At 29.4% G+C, this 19,457-nt stretch carries 17 protein-coding genes and 1 riboswitch; of the genes, 3 read left to right on the top strand and 14 right to left on the bottom strand.

Annotation, left to right across the window (positions count from 1 at the left end):
• Positions 1–184 precede the first annotated feature (184 nt).
• From OW730_RS15100 to OW730_RS15080, 5 genes are all read right to left on the bottom strand, one after another.
• Positions 185–1,555 carry a HAMP domain-containing sensor histidine kinase gene (locus OW730_RS15100; RefSeq protein ID WP_271224883.1) on the bottom strand — a complete coding sequence of 457 codons (1,371 nt, stop codon included), beginning with the start codon at positions 1,553–1,555 and terminating at the stop codon, positions 185–187.
• Positions 1,556–2,254: a response regulator transcription factor gene (locus OW730_RS15095; protein ID WP_271224882.1), complete on the bottom strand. Its 699-nt coding sequence runs from the start codon at positions 2,252–2,254 to the stop codon at positions 1,556–1,558.
• Positions 2,255–2,334: 80 nt separating this feature from the next.
• Positions 2,335–2,565, bottom strand: coding sequence for an SHOCT domain-containing protein (locus OW730_RS15090; RefSeq protein ID WP_271224881.1), 231 nt, complete (start codon positions 2,563–2,565; stop codon positions 2,335–2,337).
• 100 nt (positions 2,566–2,665) lie between these two features.
• Positions 2,666–3,697: a C40 family peptidase gene (locus tag OW730_RS15085; RefSeq protein ID WP_271224880.1), complete on the bottom strand. Its 1,032-nt coding sequence runs from the start codon at positions 3,695–3,697 to the stop codon at positions 2,666–2,668.
• A gap of 139 nt (positions 3,698–3,836) precedes the next feature.
• Entirely contained in the window at positions 3,837–5,180 is a 1,344-nt protein-coding gene (locus tag OW730_RS15080) for a 4Fe-4S binding protein (protein WP_271224879.1), read from the bottom strand.
• A 294-nt stretch (positions 5,181–5,474) separates the two neighbouring features.
• Here OW730_RS15080 and OW730_RS15075 point away from each other — a divergent pair, with 294 nt between their 5' ends.
• Complete coding sequence (locus OW730_RS15075; RefSeq protein WP_271224878.1) at positions 5,475–5,693, top strand: DUF1450 domain-containing protein; 219 nt, start codon at positions 5,475–5,477, stop codon at positions 5,691–5,693.
• A gap of 68 nt (positions 5,694–5,761) precedes the next feature.
• On the opposite strand, the gene OW730_RS15070 is transcribed toward OW730_RS15075, so the two are convergent.
• Entirely contained in the window at positions 5,762–6,106 is a 345-nt protein-coding gene (locus tag OW730_RS15070) for a four-helix bundle copper-binding protein (RefSeq protein ID WP_271224877.1), read from the bottom strand.
• Positions 6,107–6,317: 211 nt separating this feature from the next.
• On the opposite strand from OW730_RS15070, the gene OW730_RS15065 reads away from it, so the two are divergent.
• Positions 6,318–7,706: an urease accessory protein UreH domain-containing protein gene (locus OW730_RS15065; RefSeq protein WP_271224876.1), complete on the top strand. Its 1,389-nt coding sequence runs from the start codon at positions 6,318–6,320 to the stop codon at positions 7,704–7,706.
• A gap of 158 nt (positions 7,707–7,864) precedes the next feature.
• On the opposite strand, the gene OW730_RS15060 is transcribed toward OW730_RS15065, so the two are convergent.
• The 7 genes from OW730_RS15060 to OW730_RS15030 form a co-directional block, all read right to left on the bottom strand.
• Positions 7,865–9,148 carry a HAMP domain-containing sensor histidine kinase gene (locus OW730_RS15060; RefSeq protein WP_271224875.1) on the bottom strand — a complete coding sequence of 428 codons (1,284 nt, stop codon included), beginning with the start codon at positions 9,146–9,148 and terminating at the stop codon, positions 7,865–7,867.
• Positions 9,145–9,828 (bottom strand): response regulator transcription factor, encoded by a 684-nt coding sequence (locus tag OW730_RS15055; RefSeq protein WP_271224874.1) that lies wholly within the window; start codon positions 9,826–9,828, stop codon positions 9,145–9,147. The genes OW730_RS15060 and OW730_RS15055 overlap by 4 nt, the downstream gene beginning before the upstream one ends.
• A 17-nt stretch (positions 9,829–9,845) precedes the next feature.
• A complete protein-coding gene (locus tag OW730_RS15050) occupies positions 9,846–10,610 on the bottom strand; it encodes an ABC transporter ATP-binding protein (protein ID WP_271224873.1) in 765 nt (254 codons plus the stop codon).
• Between the two features lie 13 nt (positions 10,611–10,623).
• Positions 10,624–12,957, bottom strand: a complete 2,334-nt coding sequence (locus OW730_RS15045) for an ABC transporter permease (RefSeq protein WP_271224872.1) — start codon at positions 12,955–12,957, stop codon at positions 10,624–10,626.
• A 283-nt stretch (positions 12,958–13,240) separates the two neighbouring features.
• Entirely contained in the window at positions 13,241–13,810 is a 570-nt protein-coding gene (locus OW730_RS15040) for a xanthine phosphoribosyltransferase (protein WP_271224871.1), read from the bottom strand.
• Positions 13,810–15,162: a uracil-xanthine permease family protein gene (locus tag OW730_RS15035; protein WP_271224870.1), complete on the bottom strand. Its 1,353-nt coding sequence runs from the start codon at positions 15,160–15,162 to the stop codon at positions 13,810–13,812. The genes OW730_RS15040 and OW730_RS15035 overlap by 1 nt, the downstream gene beginning before the upstream one ends.
• Positions 15,163–15,299: 137 nt before the next feature.
• Positions 15,300–15,400: riboswitch (purine riboswitch) on the bottom strand.
• Positions 15,401–15,497: 97 nt separating this feature from the next.
• On the bottom strand, positions 15,498–15,668 hold the full coding sequence (locus tag OW730_RS15030) for an RNase H family protein (RefSeq protein WP_271229579.1): 171 nt from the start codon (positions 15,666–15,668) through the stop codon (positions 15,498–15,500).
• 284 nt (positions 15,669–15,952) lie between these two features.
• Between OW730_RS15030 and OW730_RS15025 the strand changes: the two genes are divergently transcribed.
• The gene (locus OW730_RS15025) at positions 15,953–16,459 is read left to right on the top strand and encodes a GNAT family N-acetyltransferase (protein WP_271224869.1); all 507 of its coding nucleotides are present in this window, start codon (positions 15,953–15,955) and stop codon (positions 16,457–16,459) included.
• Positions 16,460–16,593: 134 nt separating this feature from the next.
• Here OW730_RS15025 and uvrA read toward each other — a convergent pair whose 3' ends face one another.
• The gene (uvrA, locus tag OW730_RS15020; protein WP_271224868.1) at positions 16,594–19,452 is read right to left on the bottom strand and encodes an excinuclease ABC subunit UvrA; all 2,859 of its coding nucleotides are present in this window, start codon (positions 19,450–19,452) and stop codon (positions 16,594–16,596) included.
• Between the last annotated feature and the right edge of the window lie 5 nt (positions 19,453–19,457).

The following is a 19,457-nucleotide window of genomic DNA, read 5'->3' as shown; positions in this document are numbered from 1 at the left end:
CTCTTAATCACTCCTTTATATTGTTTTACTTCTTCTTTACAAGTTCATTATATTGAAAGATTATGGAGCAATTATGTAGATTTTGATTTAATTATAAATAATAGAGAAAGCAGAAGCTAAACAATACTTTAACTTCTGCTTTCAATCATTTAATCTTATATATATTCTTTTATGATTTAAGTAGTTATTTAGGAATCTTTACTGTAAAAACACTTCCTTCTCCAAGTCTGCTTGTAACATTAATTGAACCTCTGTGAGCGTCAATAAGTGCTTTTGTAATTGTCAATCCTATTCCTGTTCCACCAGTTTTCTTGCTTCTTGATATATCACTTCTATAAAACCTTTCAAATATATACGGTATTTCATGCTCTGATATGCCTATTCCATCATCTTTTACTTCAATTACAATATTCTCTTTTTCTTCTTTAAGAGATACCTCCACTTTCCCATTTTTTTCAATGAACTTAAATGCATTTGAAATTAAATTATACATAATCTGTTTTAATTTATCTCTATCCATAATTACATATACTTCTTGATCAATAAGAGAAATAATCTGCGCATCTTTCTTTTTAAACACCGGTTTAAATGAATCTATCACTTTTACAATGTCTTTAGAAAGGTTGTATTCTGTTTTACTTAAATGCAAATTAGCTTCTTCTAACTTTGCAATATCTCGTAATTTTTCAACAAGTTTGATTAACCTTTCTATTTCTTCATAAAAGCTTTCAAACCTCTCTTTAGTTGGCTCGAAAATTCCATCAATAAGAGCTTCAATGTGAGTTTTTACATTAGTAAGTGGTGTCCTAATTTCATGTGCCATATCTGCTGTTAATCTCTTTCTTAGTTTATCCTCTTTTTGAAGAGTCTCTGCCAGATAATTAATAGAATTAGACAACTCTCCTATCTCTTTAGTATTACTCTTAATATTTACTCTTGCTTCCAAATTTCCTTTTCTCATTTCATTGGAAATCTTGGTTATTTTCACTAAAGGAGTTGCTATCTTTTTCGCAATGATAATACTAATACATAACCCAATAATCAAAGCAATTAAAACAGAAATAAAAAAGGAACTATTTAATGTTGTTTTAAATTCTACTCCTCCAAGGGTTAAATTAGCAGTTCCATAATATCCAATTATTATCTTCCCTATACTTTTCCCATTACTAATCAGTTCATAGCTTTCTTCAATATATTCTCCTAATTTCATCTTTCCACTATCTGGCATCATAAACTCCATCATTTTTTTGTGATGGATATTCATGATATCAGTTTCTATAATCTTTTCACCATTATTATTCAATACTTGTATATAAAAGTCTTCTAACATTGCAAATCTATGTATTTCAGAAAAATCCGACTCTGAAAACCCTTCTTCTTCATTATATAATTCTGTAACTAAGGACTTAAACTTCAATGCTTTTGTTTTATGCTCATCCATCAAATATTGGTCAAACTTCTTATCAATCATATAATTTGAAATAAAACCTGTTATGGATATTGAAATAAGAATAGTAAGTAAAAATCCTAAGGATAAGTTTTTAACCAGGTTCATCTATTCCCCTCCAAATTTATATCCTACTCCATAAACAGTAGAAATATATTTATTCACTTTTGGATTATCCTCGATTTTACGTCTAATATTTTTTATATACGTATCAATATTTCTATCAAACCCTTCATACTCAATACCAAAAGCTTTCATTACTAATTGTTCTCTTGTAAATACAATTCCTGGACTTGTTAACAATGCAACAAGAACCTTAAACTCTTTAGGAGTTAAAGAAACATTCTCTCCCTTCTTCCTAACTTTCATTTTCTTTATATCTACTTCTAGATCACCTTCATTAAAAGTCAAATAATCAGCCATAGGATTATCATCTCGATATGTTCTCCTTAATAAAGCATTTACTCTTCCAACTAATTCTCTCACACTAAAAGGTTTTGTTACATAATCATCAGCCCCTAAGGCTAATCCTTCAATTTTATCATCTTCTTCAATTTTAGCTGTAAGCATTATTATAGGTATATCAGAAATTGCTCTTATTTTACTGCATACCTCTTCACCTGAAAGATAAGGCATCATTAAATCTAAAATAATTAAATGGAATTTATCATTCTTAAACAAATTAAAAGCTGTTTCACCATCTTTAGCAGTAGTAACCATAAACCCCTCTTTTATTAAATAAGCTTCAACTACTTCTAAGATTTTATCTTCATCATCTACAACTAATATTCTTTTTTCCTCTTTCATATTTCCACCTCATATACTTCTCTTTAGTTTTATTATTATCAATTAATCTTCACTTATTATAAAAGCTAGAGATTAACTCTCTAGCTAATATTCTTTCTAATTTTTTGATATTCTTCTTCTGAAATTTCTCCTGAAGCATATCTTTCATTTAAAACTCTAAGAGCCGAGTCATCATAAACATTTCTTCTTTCAAGATATGTACTATTTTTATTGGTAAATAATAAGTACATTATTACAGCAATAAAAATCCATCCTAAAAACATCATACTTCCCATACCTCTAATTCCATAACCAAAATCACAGAATCCCATTTTTAATACTCCCTTCATTCTTAAATATTCGAGATTATTTATTAAAACAATATCAAAAATATATGTGATTTTTATGAGTTTTTTAAGTGTAATTACACTTTTATTTAATTACTCTCACTCCAGTTAAAAAATTCATCACATTCAATTTTGATATTTTAATAACATCACCTGTTTTCGGAGAATGAATAAACTTGCCATCTCCTACATAAATCCCATTATGATATGGATTATTCCAGCTTCCAAAGAACACCAAATCCCCTGGTTTAAGATTTTCTTTCTGTATATGAGTTCCATCTTTTATCTGATTATAGGTTGTCCTCCCTAGTTTTATACCAAAATCTTTATACACATATTGTATAAATCCTGAACAATCAAAGCCTGTTTCTGGTTTTGTTCCACCCCATAAGTAAGGTGTGCCTAAAAAGCTTTTTGCATATGTTATAATCTCTTCCCCTTTAATATTTAATTGATTATTTACTCTACTCAAAATATCATCAATAACTTTTTCAGTATTTTTTATATCTAAGAAAATGTTATCTTTTTTAATCTGAAAATCTTTAAGCTGAAATTCATTATTATGTAGTTCTTCTTCAAATTTTGACAGTAACTTTTTACTCTCAGTAATTCTATTTTCTTTTTCCAAATAATCTTTTTCTAATCCATCTTTTTTTACTATTTTCTTTCTTATTAAATCTTCAATTTTTTCTTGTACTACTGTATATTGATAGTTTAATTTATTTAAAAATAACTTCTCTGTATCCTCAGAGAATTCAAAACTATCTATATTCTTTAAAGTCTCTTCATATAGCTCTTTATTATTTTCTCTTTCATTCAATAAATTTAAAATATCATTTTCATAATTCGTTATACTTTTTTTCAGTTCCTTATTTTCATTAATATTCTTGTTTATTTCAAATTGCTCTCCCACAATACTTAACTCCAAGATAGTAATTATTTTACTCAACTCATCAATTTTATCTTGTATTTCCTCTAAATTGCTATTTTGATTATTTAGGTATTGTGCTTTTTCTTTAATTTGTTCTGAACTGGAGTGTGCTAACACAGAAAAATTAGAACTTAATATTGTTGATAAAATTAATGCAGATAAAAAACTCTTTAATTTCTTATTCACTTTTATCCCCTTCCTAGAATATTTACTACATTCTATTGTTAATTTCATTTATTTCTTAGAGTCTATCATTAAATTATGGAGGAATTATGTGTATAAAAAAAGTGTATACAATTTTGCATACACCTTATAAACTTAATTATTATTTGGGAATTTTAGCTCTATAAAGAGCATCCCTTATTGCATCCAATAATCGCTCACTTGTATCTGTAGCACCAGATACTACATCTACTCCTGTTGACTGACTTTTAAGAATCGCCTTTGGAATTACCTCAAAAGTTTCTTCAAAATAACCAATTTCCTCTCCATGAGATATTATTTCAATGTTAACTATCTCATCACTATATAGAGTAACTTCTACTGTTAGATCAAGTTCTATTCCTCTAAATGTACCATCATTATAAATCTTATTTTCTTTTTTGTCTTCTATTTTCTCATCTATATTCTCGTCTAATTTGTTGCTATAATTAGATTCTTCCATGTATTCTTTATAATTACTCTTTTCATTACTTTTAATATTTGTATTTATTTTATTCATTTCTTCTATTATTGAAGAATCATCACTAAAATTATTATCTACTTTATTTTCATTATTAGAGTTGTCTATATTCTTATGTGTTAATATTTTTTCTTCACTAACTACTTTCTTATTTTCAGGTAAACTTTGAATAATTGATGCTTCAGATAAATATGACATTAAGAAAATTATTAATCCAAACACTACAAAAATAATAGGCGGTGTTTTCAAGCCAATAATTTTCTTGTTTGCATTTTTCTTAGGACAATTAGATACACAATTTAGACAACTAATACATTCACTGCTGATTATACTTTCTTTTCCTTTAAGATTTATCCCCATTGGACATTTTTTAGTACAAAGAGTACATTTACCACAAATACTTGTATTCTTACTAATATTTGAGATTTTTAATTTAGATATCATTGATTGAATAGCTCCTAATGGACATAAATATCTACAAAAAAACCTTTCAATAAAGGCAGCTCCGATTAACGTAGAGATTAAAATTAAAAATGCACTAGGTTTATTTATAAAACTTGATGGCAAATACTTTATATTAGCATACGCACTCCATGGATCATAAGTACTTAGAAAATTATTTCCTAATGTCCATGTGAAAACTACAATTCCTAAAAAGTATATATATTTTATAGATTTTAAAGTGGAATCAACTTTTTTATTTACTTTAATATTTACTTTAAGTACTTTCTTGGAAATCTTATAAATAAAATCATTTATCGCTCCAAAAGCACATAACCACCCACAAAAGAATCTTCCAAATATTAAAGTAATCCCTATCAATGGTAATACCATAAATAACGCCTGTACATTAAAGTTACTTACCCCATCTAAAATACTCTCATACACTTTACGAAAATTATGTAGAATTAAACCAAATAAACCTGTAAAAACAATTATGGAAAATAACTGAATAATATTTCTTATCTTTTCGATTTTCTTCCTCATACTTCCCCCTTATACTTTTTTTAGCAACACTTTATTAAATCATAAATTATTATTTCAAATAAAAATTGTTAAATATCAATTATTATATCATTAAATTGTGTGATAATTATGAAGTTGTTTGTAATTTTAAATATTATTAAAATGTTATTTAAATTATGGTGTTAATTTCATTCTTTTTTGTCGAAATCGACAGTTAATATATTTATATATTGACATACAGATTTATCCATGATAATCTTAGTTTACCACCCCCCTTATGGGGTGGGTTAAATATTTTATAACAGGAGGTTTGATATGTCAAAAATAATATTTTGTCAACATAATCTTAGCTTAGGAACTGAAGAGGTTTTAAACAGAATTAAAGAAAATCATAAAGATGCTCATGTGGAAGTTGCTCCATGTGTTGATGAATGTGGTTTATGTGGGAAAGGTCCATTTGCAATAGTTGATGGTGAAGCTTTAACTGCTATCTGTGCCAATGACCTTTATGAAAAAATATCTAAAAAAATATAAGTATACATAAAAAACTCCTAAATTTTAGGAGTTTTACATGTAGTATTTTATTTATACCATTATAACAATTATCTTGCCATGTTCTTACATTCATCAGCACAACGATTACAAACATCTTCACATCTTTTACAATGATCAACTGGATGTTTAGCACATTCATCTGCACATGCTTTACATATTTTAGCACATAATTCGCATGCTTCTATAGCAAATTCACTATCTCTAATCATAAATTGAGCTGCAAGACGGCATATTTCAGCACAATCTCTGTCTAATTTAATACATCTAGTCATTGCTTTAGGATCTGGTTCATTTAAACATGCATGAGCACAATGTTCGCATACTTGAGCACATTCTATACAAATATCGATGCATTTTTGATAAGTAGCATTTAATGTTTCTGTTTTAATCATATGTTTTTATCTCCTTTTATCGATTAGTTTTAACACATTTATAGTATGCTTAAAAAAGTTTGCTTTATACTATTTGAAATTTTAAGAATAAGCATTTTATTTCTTCATAAAAATCACACATTCTTTTGATATACTTATATTAAATTGATTACCATATTTTTACTTAGGTATTATTTTAGTTTATATTATTAATCAAATAGGGGGGAAATTAATGTCAGTAAAACGACAAATTTTCAAGGTTCAAGGTATGCACTGTTCTTCCTGTGAAATTTTAATTGAAAGTGATGTAAGACAGGTTGAGGGTGTTATAAATGCAAAAGCAAGTTATAGGAATTCTTCTGTAAGTGTTGAATACAATTCTGAGATATGTACTTGTACATTAATAGAAGAAGCAATTATTAAATCTGGATATGAAATTGCAAGTCCACATTCAAAGAATTTAGATTTTAAAAATATTATAGGTATATTAGCTATTGCTGCAATCATAATAATATTAGGTAAATATTCAGGCTCATTTAATATGGAGTCAAAACTTCAACAAGGATCGGCACTTATTGTTTTATTTATTGTGGGCCTTTTCACATCTCTTCATTGCGTTGGAATGTGTGGAGGAATAATGCTTTCACAAAGTATATCATCTATCAAAAAGAACAAGTTAGTTCCTCTTACACCAGCATTATTATATAATTTAGGAAGAGTGATTTCTTATACGATACTTGGTGGAGTTGTTGGTGCTATAGGCTCAATTTTTTCTATATCGTTATATGCAAAATCTGCTATAACTATTTTTGCAGGATTATTTATGATAATTATGGGTTTCAATCTAGCTGGTTTTAAAATATTTAGAAAATTACATATAAAACTTCCATGGTCAATATGTTCATCTAATAAAAAAACTAAAGCTCCTTTTATTGTAGGGATTCTCAATGGTTTTATGCCGTGTGGACCACTACAAACAATGCAGCTTTATGCTTTAGGTACTGGTAGTGCTATTAAAGGTGCACTATCAATGTTTGCATTCTCACTAGGTACTGTTCCCTTAATGCTTTCTTTTGGTATAGCAGTTACTATGTTAAACAAAAGTTATTCAAGGAAAATTTTAAAATTAAGTGGTGTACTTGTAATTATTCTTGGGTTCATAATGATAAATAGAGGAGCTCTCTTATCAGGAGTTAATTTTTCTTCAAAACTAGGATTTTTATCTAATAGAAGTGAGAATATCCAAATAAATTATACTAAAGCAGAAATTAAAGATGGCTACCAAATACTTAAAATGACTGCGGACTACAGTGGATATCTCCCAAATGTGCTCTATGTCCAAAAAGGTATCCCTGTAAAATGGGTAATAGATGGGAAAGGATTAACAACATGTAATAATGAAATAATCGTTCCTTCATATGATATACAAAAAAAATTAAGTGAAGGTGAAAATATAATAGAATTTACTCCTGGTAATAATGATATAAATTTCAGTTGTTGGATGGGTATGATTGATGGGATAATTAAAGTAACAGATGACTTGGATAATATTGATAATTCAGTACCTATAGATGAGAAATCCCCTTCTAGAAAAGGTAGTGGTTGTTGTTCTACAAATTAATATCAAAACTATCAACTCTAGAACCTTATACCTAGTCAATATATTGCTATTTTATCTGGATTAGTTTTAAATAGTGAGACCTATATATAACGTTTTTTGTTATAGATAAGTCTCTTTTTCTTTTTATTACTAAATAATATGTCATTATAATTAACTTATCAAGCTTGTTTAATCACAATGACAAAACTTACACCGGTTTCAGTATTCTTTGTATAAATATCACCCTGCATATTTCTCATGATTTGTTTTGAAATATATAGCCCTAATCCACAACCTGGTTTATCATTTACATTAGAGCCTCTATAATAACTGTTGAAAATGTACTTAACTTCTTTTTTGGGTATTGAGGTTCCAGTATTATGGATTTCTATTAATTGATGATTATCTTCTGTACTATAACTAACCTTAATGCTTTTTAAGTCACCATACTTTATAGCATTTTCAACAAGATTATCAAAAACTTCTTGTAATCGCTCAAAGTCAACCAACACCATTAGGTTTTCATCTAGTTCTCCTTCAAAGTAATCCATATGTAGTAAATCAGTTTTTTGATGAATAATTCTATTTAATCTATTTTTAATCTCAAACATATATGTTTCTTTTGGTATAACTTCAATATGATTTATATCTTTTGATGAACTTTCTAGCAATTCTTTAGTAAGTTTTTCTATAACTTCTACTTTATCAAGTATAATTTGAAAAGCATTATTTTTATCTTCTCTACTATCATAAAGTTCTTCTTTTAAGGCTATTACATAGTTCTTTACTGAAGATAGAGGCGTTCTAATATCATGGGATAAACCCGCAACCAAAGTCCTTCTCTGCTTTTCTAACTCTACTTTTTTTTCTCTTTCATATGATAACTGTACTCTAAGCATATCCAAACCCCATATGAAGTCTTTCAAATCTTTGTTCTTGTATTGAAGGGTTACTTCTCCTAAGTAACCCCTGGCCATTTGCTTTGTTATACTAGAAAGTTTATTCATAGGCTTAATAATATTTTTATTAAGCATTAAAATATGAATCATAAAAGTAAAGTATGCACCTGTGAGTATCATTACACACCATAAAAACGCATAATTTGTCTCATGGGGATTATTCTCAATACTATACTTAACTATATAATTTGTTCCTTCAATGGGTTTAAAAACAACTGTTTCATTTTTAATAGTACCAACATTAAAAAATCTATTACTTTCATCATAAGTTTTATGCCTATAATCAATTATTTCTATTCTATTTATTAAAGGCAGTTCTTCCTTATTTAAAGCATTAATTAATTGAATATTCTTTTCTAAATCAGTTGTTAAACTTTGCTGTATTCTATTTATAGATACTTTAAAGCTACCATCAATATTATAAGAGTTTTTTGATGCTGAAAGGATTAGAATTATCATGGATATTAACCAACAAGCAGTTATAAATAAAAATTTTCTTTTCATATCATACCTTCATATCTATACCCTACACCCCATACTGTCACGATGTATTTAGGATCTTTAGGCTTCTTTTCAATTTTTTCTCTTAACTTATTGATATGAACTGTTAGTGTTGAGAATTCGCTAAAGCAATCAGTCCCCCATACCATATTAAAAAGCTTTTCTTTATGAATTACACGTCCCTTGTTTTCAACCAGTATCTTAAGAAGTTCAAATTCTTTTGTAGCTAACAAAAGTCTCTCTCCTTTAATATATACTTGCCTTCCAACTATATCAATGGTTAAATCCCCATCTACCAATTTATCCATTTCAATGGTCATTTCATAAGCTCTTTTAAGCTGGGATTTTACTCGAACAAAAAGTTCCTTAACTGAATATGGCTTTTCAATATAATCATCAGCACCTAATTCGATACCAATAATCCTAGCATCTTCTCCTGTTTTAGCACTAATAATAATAATAGGAATGTTGGATTTTTTTCTAACTTCTTCACAAATGGTTAAACCATCTACCTCTGGCAGCATTATGTCTAATATAAGCAGTTTAACTGGGTTTAACATCAAATAATCTAAAGCAGCTTTCCCATCTTCGATTATTTTTACTTGATACCCTTTTTTATTAAAATAATCTCTTGTAACTAGTGCTAATTCCTTTTCATCTTCAACTAATAATATCTGCTCCATTACACTCCTCCTATTCTTTACCACCCCATATCCATCAGCCACTGGGTTAGTTTAACATCTCTTTGCTTACTGTCATCGTCCTCTTTGTCATATTTACCTAAGATAAATTCCCCTTCAATCTTACCATCAATCATATATAATACTCGTTCTGTTTTCGATGCTACCTTTATATCATGTGTTACCAACATAATCGTTGTTCCACTTTCATTAATTTCATTAAATATATCCATAATTTCAGCGGCTGTTTTTGAATTTAAAGAACCTGTAGGCTCATCACCAAAAATAACTTTTGGATTATTAATTAATGCTCTACAAATAGCAGCTCTTTGTAATTGTCCTCCTGATGCTTGAGTAATATCATGATCAGCTAATTCAATAATACCTGTTCTTTTCATTAACTCAATGGCATGTTTATTAATGTCTTTTCGTTTTCGTTCTTTAGCCATATAAGCTGACATTATTACATTATCGATAATTCCTAAGTTTTTTAGCAGGTTTATTTGTTGAAATACAAACCCCATCTTATTCAAGCGCAGTTTTGACAGTTCCTTTTCCGATAAATTACCGATATTCTCACCATCAAATAAAACATCTCCAGCTGTCATTTTATCCATTCCACTTACATTATATAATAATGTAGATTTACCCGAACCAGAAGGCCCCATCACAGATACAAACTCCCCTTCCTTAATAGTTAAGTTAATATTTTTAAGAACATGGTTTTGTCTCTTATTTACCACGTAGGTTTTACATAAATTCCTTACTTCCAATATATTACTCATTTAATCACCTCATTTATTCCTGATTTATATCCGAAATATTTAATTGTTTTATTGATGCAATACTAATTAGTGTTGTTATTGTTACGATAACCATCAGTATCACAGGACTTAATACATAAGCTTGAAGAGGATTTACCTCAAATTTAAAGTTAGGTGCACCTCTGAAAGAAAGCACAATACTAAATAATTTTTCTCCTAAATAATTCGCCATAATTGTTCCAATAACAATACCTAAGTTTAGAACCACTAGTGATTTAGTAATGTACTGTACTCGGATATCCCTTAATGTTACACCTATACTCCTCATAATGGCTATTTGAGATGAATCCTTTGCAATGAGCATTTTTAAAAATAATGAAGTAATCAACATTGCCACAAGAATTGCTAAAACTATAGCCACTATTATTACTAGCTTAAGCTGACTTATGGTATTATCAAAAGTCTGATTCATGAAATCTTCTGATTCAATAATCTTTGCTTCTTTAAATAGTTTTTTATATTCATCAACCTTTCCTTTCACATCATTTTTTACATCAATATTAAGGTTATACCATAAAGCTCTATCATGATCAGTTTCAATATTTGCTTTTGCAGTTCTCCCCCCATTGGTAATGTCTTGATAGATACCAGTAACAATCATCTTTCTAATTTCACCCTTTATCAAAAGATCAAGTTCATCACCCACGTTTTTTTCTAATTCATCTGCACTTAAAAATGATAGGGCAATCTCGTTGTTAAGCTTTGGCGCTAAGCCTTTGACATATTTAAGGGACATCACTGAAAAATCTCCAGTTCCAACTGACAGACTCTCCTTGCTGCCATCTTTATTAATAACATCATATTGACAAGTTATAAATGCTACAGAACGTACAACATCAGAATCTTGTTCAACATATTTAACCATTTCATCAAACAGTTCAATTGTTTTGTCCGATAGACGCAAATCAATGAATATATCACTTTTCTCAATTCCCATATATGTGCTAACATTTGATGATTGGATTGTATTAAAAAAATTCAGAGGAACAATAATAATAAAAGTACACAGGATAAACACGAAAAATAATAATACATATAACTTAAATCGTAAAATAACATCTCTCACTCCTAAAAAGATATTAGGATTAATAAATGAACGTCTATAAAGTGCTAATACTTTACTGCTTTTGTAGGTTTCACCAGTATTACCCATCCGTATAGCTTCAATTGCTGAAATTCTTCCAAATCGTCTTAGGATTATCCTACAAAAGACTATAACAATAATAGCAATAGAGAAGGCTGCAAATATTGGTAGTAAGAACTCATTAATGGACTTCGGAGCACTTCCAAAATATAACATTATATTTTGTGAAAATTTTTTATTTAAAATAATAGATATAATAAATCCAACAATAGATGCGCTAATTGCAATGAACGAGTATTTATACATGTAGATACGTTTTATATCCTTAGGTATTATACCTATAGCTTTCATTACGCCTATTTCACGATAATCTTCTTCCATTGTTGAAAGGATTGTAAATCTTAAACATAAAAGTGCGATTAGATTTATCAGTAGTGAAATTAAAACAATTACTGCCGCTATTAGCCCATCTGTTACACTGTTTAGGATTTTTATTATTCCTAAGTCAATAGGTATCCCTTTATGTGGAAGATTTGATGCCTCATACTGATTTGAAAATTCAGATATATCCTTTAAATCATGAAGTTGGAATTCAATTTCATATTCAATTTCTCCAAAATTTTTCTTTAATTTTTCAAAGTCTGATTCACTCACAACAAATCTTTTAGAGCTCACAAGTGAAGAGTTCATTTGAACATCCCTTACAAAATCAGTAATTTTATATGATAATTCTATATTTTCATCTTTAATTAAAATATTATCTCCAACCTTCAAACCATTCTCTTGCATATAGAGAATAGGAACAGCAATTGCACCATCGTTAACTATTATCCTTTGATTATTTAAGTTCAATAAATAATCAAAAGATTCATTTTGCTTAAGAAATATTAAGTCCATTACTGTATTGTGTTCAGATTCTTTGTTGCTGTTTAAATAAATTTTTGATCCCTCAATCTTAAGTGTTTCACAGGTTTGGTGCTGTTTTACTAAGGGATTGTTTTTACTCCAGTTATCAATAATTTCCTGGTCGATATCACCTGAATGATACTGAACAAAATGTGGTGCACTAGCTTCTTTAATTAGAAACCCAAATGAATTGTTTAAATCTATAATCATATTTGTGCCACTTGCAATAAAAAGAGCTGATAACATTATAAATGTGAAAATAGCTATTGATATTACCTTATTTCTTAGTAAATCTTTTTTCAACATTTTGAGTATCATTACTCCACCTCCTTGTATCATTTGATGATTCAATTTTAACATTCCAATTATTAAGAAATCCTAAAGTTATTAAAAATTTCCATATTTAATAGAACCTAAGTTAGTAAATAAATATTCTATTGTACTATTCTACATATTTATAAGTTAACCTTCCAAATCATTACAAATATACCAATGCATAATTAAGCTATTTGGACAATAGAATTTACTTAACGCAAAAAGACTATGAAGTTCTAAGTCACTTAGATTCTTCATAGTCTTTATCTACTTTATATTACTTTTTCTAATAAAATTCAATTGAACCCTTTTGAAGTTTACTAATTCTTGCTAATGAATACACATCATACCCTTTTTCATCTAGCATTTTCCTACCTGGTTGAAATGATTTTTCTATTACAATTCCAACTCCTCCAACAGTAGCACCGGCTTCTTCCACTAGCCTGATAGCTCCTAAAGCTGCTTCACCATTTGCCAGGAAATCATCTATAATAAGAACTTTATCAATCTTTGAAATGTAATCCTTAGATAAGGTAAGTTCGTAATCTAATCCCTTAGTAAAGGAATGCACTGTTGTTTGATAAACTCCACCATTTAAAATTTTAGACTTTTGCTTTTTTAATGTAACCATACTTAAATCCATTTGCATTGCTGTCATTACAGCTGGAGCAATTCCTGAACTCTCTATTGTAAATATTTTTGTGATTCCATGTTTCTCGAAATATTTTTTAAAATGTGTACCCATATCATACATTAATTTAGGGTCAACACCATGATTTAAAAAAGAATCAACCTTTAATACAGTTTCATCTAACGCTTTTCCTTCTTTTAATATACGTTCTTTTAAACTATCCATTATATTACCTCTCCTAATGCATCTCTATTTTCTTCTATTTTTATAGCCTTTTCTTTTAATACTAGATTTAAAACTAAAGCTGTTATTGTTCCTGTTGATATTCCTGATGCAAATATCATTTTTAGTCCTTCAGGCAGTTGTGCAATTACATCTGGTCTAAATGTTACACCTAAACCTAATCCTATAGATGTAGCAATTATCAAAAGATTTCTATCTGTTAATTTTACTCTGCTTAATGTTTTTATACCTGCAGCTGCAACTGTTCCAAACATTACTATACCTACTCCACCTAGTACTGGTTGAGGAATTCCACTTATTAAAGCTGCGAGCTTAGGTAAAAAACCTAATGCAACCATCAATATACCCGCCATTACAGCTACATGACGACTTGCTACCTTTGTTAATGATATTACTCCTACATTTTGGCTAAATGAAGTGTTTGGAAATGCACCAACTGCTCCTCCTATAATACTGCCAACCCCATCTGCCAGTACGCCTGAGCCTATCCTTTTATCATTCATGTCAATATTTGAAGCTTCTCCTACTGCCTTCAAACAACCAACAGTTTCAATAGTTGTTACAAAGTATGCTGGAATAAATGCTAATAGAGCCTTAAAATCAAATATAACACCATATTCAAATATATTCGGAAACGATACCCAACTTGCTTGTTGTACTGCTGTAAAATCAACTAATCCTAATGGTATACATACCAAGTATCCTACTATCATTCCAATTAATATTGAGGCACTACTTATCATACCTTTTCCATAATTATTTAATACTAAAGTTAAAATTAAAACTAACATTGTAATTGAAATATTCAACATACTTCCATAATCAGCTGAACCATAACCTCCTGCTGCCCAATCTATAGAAACTGGTAATAAGGTAAGTCCAATTAAACATACAACTGTCCCTGTAACTATTGGTGGAAACAATTTCATTAAAGGTCTAATAAAATAACTCAAAATAATTTCAAAAATTGCCCCTAAAATTGTGGCGCCAATTATTCCTGGTAATCCTAAAACAGTACCTACTGATATAGATGGAGATACAAAAGTAAAGTCTGTCCCCATTATGCATGATGTCTTAAAACCAACAGGGCCAAAACCCTTAGCTTGTACAATAGTTGCTAAACCTGCTGCCAATATTGATGCACTTATAACTGCTGTTGTAGTTTTTGCATCTAATCCTAAAGCACTTGATAATACAAGTGGTACAACTACTATTCCTCCAAAAGCAGCAAAAATGTGCTGAAATCCAAACAATATCTTTTTAAATAATGATGGATTATCCTCTACTTCATAAGTTAAGTTAATTTCTCTTTGGTGCATCTTTTCTTTGTTCATGTACTTGATCTCCTTATGTCATAATTTCTTAAAAAAAATAGCAACACCTCAAAAAAAGTTCGAGGTGTTGCTATAAAATATACCATAACGTTATTTAATACTCTCAGATATCTATAAAAAGAAAATATTATATCACCATGATACAAACAACTCCTCGTAGTCCGCTAATTTACGGTTAGCTGGTAGAAACGCTTGGACCAATTACCAAGCATATACGAGTTAAATTATAATAAGTATTATAACACTAATATTCTGATATTCAAGTATTTTTTGTCGATTTTTAATATTTTTAATTTATTAACCTTTTTGTATCATAAAATTAATTACTCCTTTATCTAATTTATAGCATCCTTCGCATAAAGATCACAAAGTGTATTTTCAAAATGATCTGAATGTCCTTTTACCCACTGAAACTCAATGTATTTTCCTTCTGTAAGTTTATCGAATTTAACCCAGTTATCTATGTCCTTAACCTTTTCACCATTAGCAGTAAGCCATCCATTTATCTTCCAGCAAAATATCCACTCTGTTAACCCTTTTCATAAACTCAACCCCTTAATTAAAAAGTGAATAAGTAACTTTCTAAAACTAAACTACAGTAATACTTTTATTATATATTTAACCCACAGTACTTATCAATGCTAGTGTTCTAGAAAAACCTTTACCAGCTTTTACATTATATTGGAATTAAGTTATAATTAGAGTGCAGACTATCTATAATTTATTATAAAATTGTAAATCATCTGTAATAAAAAAGTTTATACATCATAAGAAAAGGGGAAAGTTTATTATGAATATAGAAATTGTAAAGGTAGCTCAAGAGGAACGAGAAATATTAGCACGATTAATCGAGTTGTATGAATATGACTTTTCAGAGTATGAAAATAGTGATGTGAATTTTCTTGGGTTATATGGGTATACATATTTAGATTACTATTGGACAGAAAAGCAAAGATTCCCATATTTTATAAAAGTTAATGACAAACTCGCAGGGTTTGCTATGGTATGTGATTATTGTTATGTATCTAAAGATAAAGATACGCTTTTTATGAGTGAGTTCTTTGTTATGAAGAAATATCGTAGAAGTGGAATAGGAAAATATGCAGCTAAGAAAGTATTTGAGATGCATCCAGGTAAATGGGAGCTAACTCTCCATCCTAATAATTCAATATCACATCTATTCTGGGAATCAGTAATAAAAGAAATGGTTGGGAATAATTTTAAGAAACATTTAGATGTAGATGATATTTATGATGATGGACTGGGAATTGCATATACATTTAGTAATGATTTGTAGATTATGACCATTATCAGTTAAGTTATATTTCTCATAAAAGGTGTATCAAGGGAAGTCAAAATGGCTTCCCTTTAAAATTGATGTATATTCAAAACTATTTTTAAACATAGCTTGACACACTTGATTAAGATATACTACAATACTTTTCTTAGAAACTGAGCTGTATACGATTCAGAAACATTCATAATTTCTTCAGGAGTCCCTTCAGCTACTACATATCCTCCTAATTTACCTGCTTCTGGACCTATATCAATTATGTGATCTGATGATTTTATAACATCCATATGATGTTCAATAACTAATACCGTATGTCCAGCATTCACCAGTTTACTTAGACTATTTAAAAGATACTTTATATCAGACAGATGCAAGCCAGTTGTAGGCTCATCAAGAATATAAAGGTTATGAGCCCCTCTTTTTATTTTACCAAGCTCTGAAGCAAGTTTAATTCTCTGAGCTTCGCCTCCAGAAAGGGTACTGGAAGACTGACCGAGTTTTATATATCCTAATCCTAACTCAGCCATTACTTTAAGTTTATGTTCTATATATTTATGATCACTGAAAAATTGAAGTGCTTCTTCTACTGACATATTTAGGACTTCAGAAATATTTTTACCTCTATACTTAACTTTTAGAATATCCTTACTAAAGCCTGTACCCTTACATGCAGGACATACAGTTTCTACATCAGGCATAAATTGAAGTTCTGTTATCAATAGACCGTTTCCAGCACATTCATCACAACGTCCATCTTTATTATTTGAACTAAAATGTGATTTCTCATAACCCCATTTCTTCGCATCATCAGTATCTGCAAACAAGTCACGTATTTTATTAAAGAAACCAATATAAGTAGCTGGATTTGAACGAGAATTTCTACCTATAGGTGATTGATCTATATTAATTACATTATTAATACATTCATACCCTTCTATTGAATCATGTTTCCCAGGTGTTGTCCTTATATCATATAATTTTGAATGTAGACCTTTATGCAGAACGCTATTTATAAGACTACTCTTACCTGAGCCTGAAACCCCAGTGACACAAATAAATACACCTAAAGGAATATCCACATTAACATTTTTCAGGTTATTTTCACGAGCTCCCCTTATGCTAATATAGTTACCATTTGATTCTCTTCTTGTTTGAGGCAAAGGGATATTCTTACTACCACTCAGATATTGTCCAGTGAGAGATTTTTTATCTTTAGAAATTTCATTAATATTTCCTTCTGCCATTATCTGTCCACCATAATTACCAGGACCAGGACCAACTTCAATTATATGATCTGCTGCGGCAATAGTGTCCATATCATGTTCAACTACTAATACAGTATTACCTGCATCTACTAGTTGCTTCAAAGTCTTGATTATTTTATTACTGTCCCTGGAATGGAGACCGATGCTTGGTTCATCAAGTACATACAACATTCCAGAAAGTCCTGAACTAAGCTGAGTAGATAGACGAATCCTCTGTAATTCTCCTCCAGATACACTATCACCTCTTCTGTTTAAATTTATATAATTTAAACCTACATCTAAAAGCAATTTAAGGCGGCTAGTTATTTCTTTTAATATTTGATCCCCTATCTGCTTTTTATTAAGAGGTATAGATGTACTTTCTAGAAAATCTACCAGCTCATCTATAGGCATTTCCCCTAGTTCGTATATATTTTTACCATTAATATTTACCAGCATTCTCTGTCTTTTAAGTTTTGTACCATTACATTCTGGACACACTTGCTCTGACATATGCTTTTTATATATAAAATCATAATTATACTCAGCATCACCTTTCCTGCTAGATATTCTATATGCTTTATCTAATTGATTTATAATTCCACTGTAGCGTAAAAATTTTCCTTCATCAGGATGCTTCTTTGAAACATCATCTGGTCTGATTTGTTTTATTTTTTCTCCATTAGTTCCATAAAACAACACATTTTGTGCTTCTAATGGTAACTCTTTAAAAGGTATATCAAGACTGAAATTATAATGTTGAGCCAAACTATATAGCATCATATATTTACCAGGATGTTTAATGCTTAGAAATGTATTTGTTAAAGCGCCTTGTCTAATTGTCTTATTCCATTTGTCAACAACTAACCTAGGTTCAGCCTTGCGATATATGCCTGTTCCACGACATGTACTACATGCGCTATCTGACTCATTAGGTGTAAAATAGTATGGTAAAAGTTCTCCAACAACTATATGGTGATCCTTACAGCCAAATCTATTATAAAATTCTGTTAAAGCATTTTCGTCAATTTTTTCTCCATAAATGTCTATACATAAGAAGCATTCACCAATAAATAAACCATTATTTATAGTTTCAGTAAGCTGCTTATGTATTGAATCCTTAATAACAAATTTATCAATTAATACCTCAATTCTATATTCCTTGTTATCATCTAATCCATGTTTCTTTCCAGAATCAAGTAATACACCATCAACTCTAAATTTCCTATATCCTTTTGATCTTATCTCATCAAATAAATAATCATAATCTTCACCATATACTTTATTAACTGGAGCATATATTTCTACAGTTGTTCCCTCTGGTAAAGTTAAAATGTGTTCAACAATCTGATTTGTAGTTTTTGATTCAAATTCATGTGAACAATATGGACAATTAATAGTTCCTAGAGATGAGAAAAGAACTCTTAGATAGTCAGAAATATCTGTCATAGTCCCAACCGTTGATCTTGGATTGTTTATCCCTTTCTTCTGTGATATAGCTAATACTGGAGATAATCCAAAAACAAAATCAACATCAGGCTTTTTTAATAGTGGAGCAAACCTTCTTGCGTATGTATTCAAAGATGATAAGAATCTTCTTTGCCCTTCACTAAATATTACATCAAATACAAGGGAGGATTTTCCCGAGCCACTAACACCAGTAACCACAGTAAGAGCATTTTTAGGTATATTAACACTTATATCCTTTAGATTATTCACTCGTGCACCTTTAATTTCTAAGTTTTTAATCATACTAA

Source organism: Oceanirhabdus sp. W0125-5 (assembly GCF_027938815.1).
GTDB lineage: Bacteria > Bacillota > Clostridia > Clostridiales > Clostridiaceae > Oceanirhabdus.
This window is presented reverse-complemented; position numbering and strand designations above follow the sequence as displayed.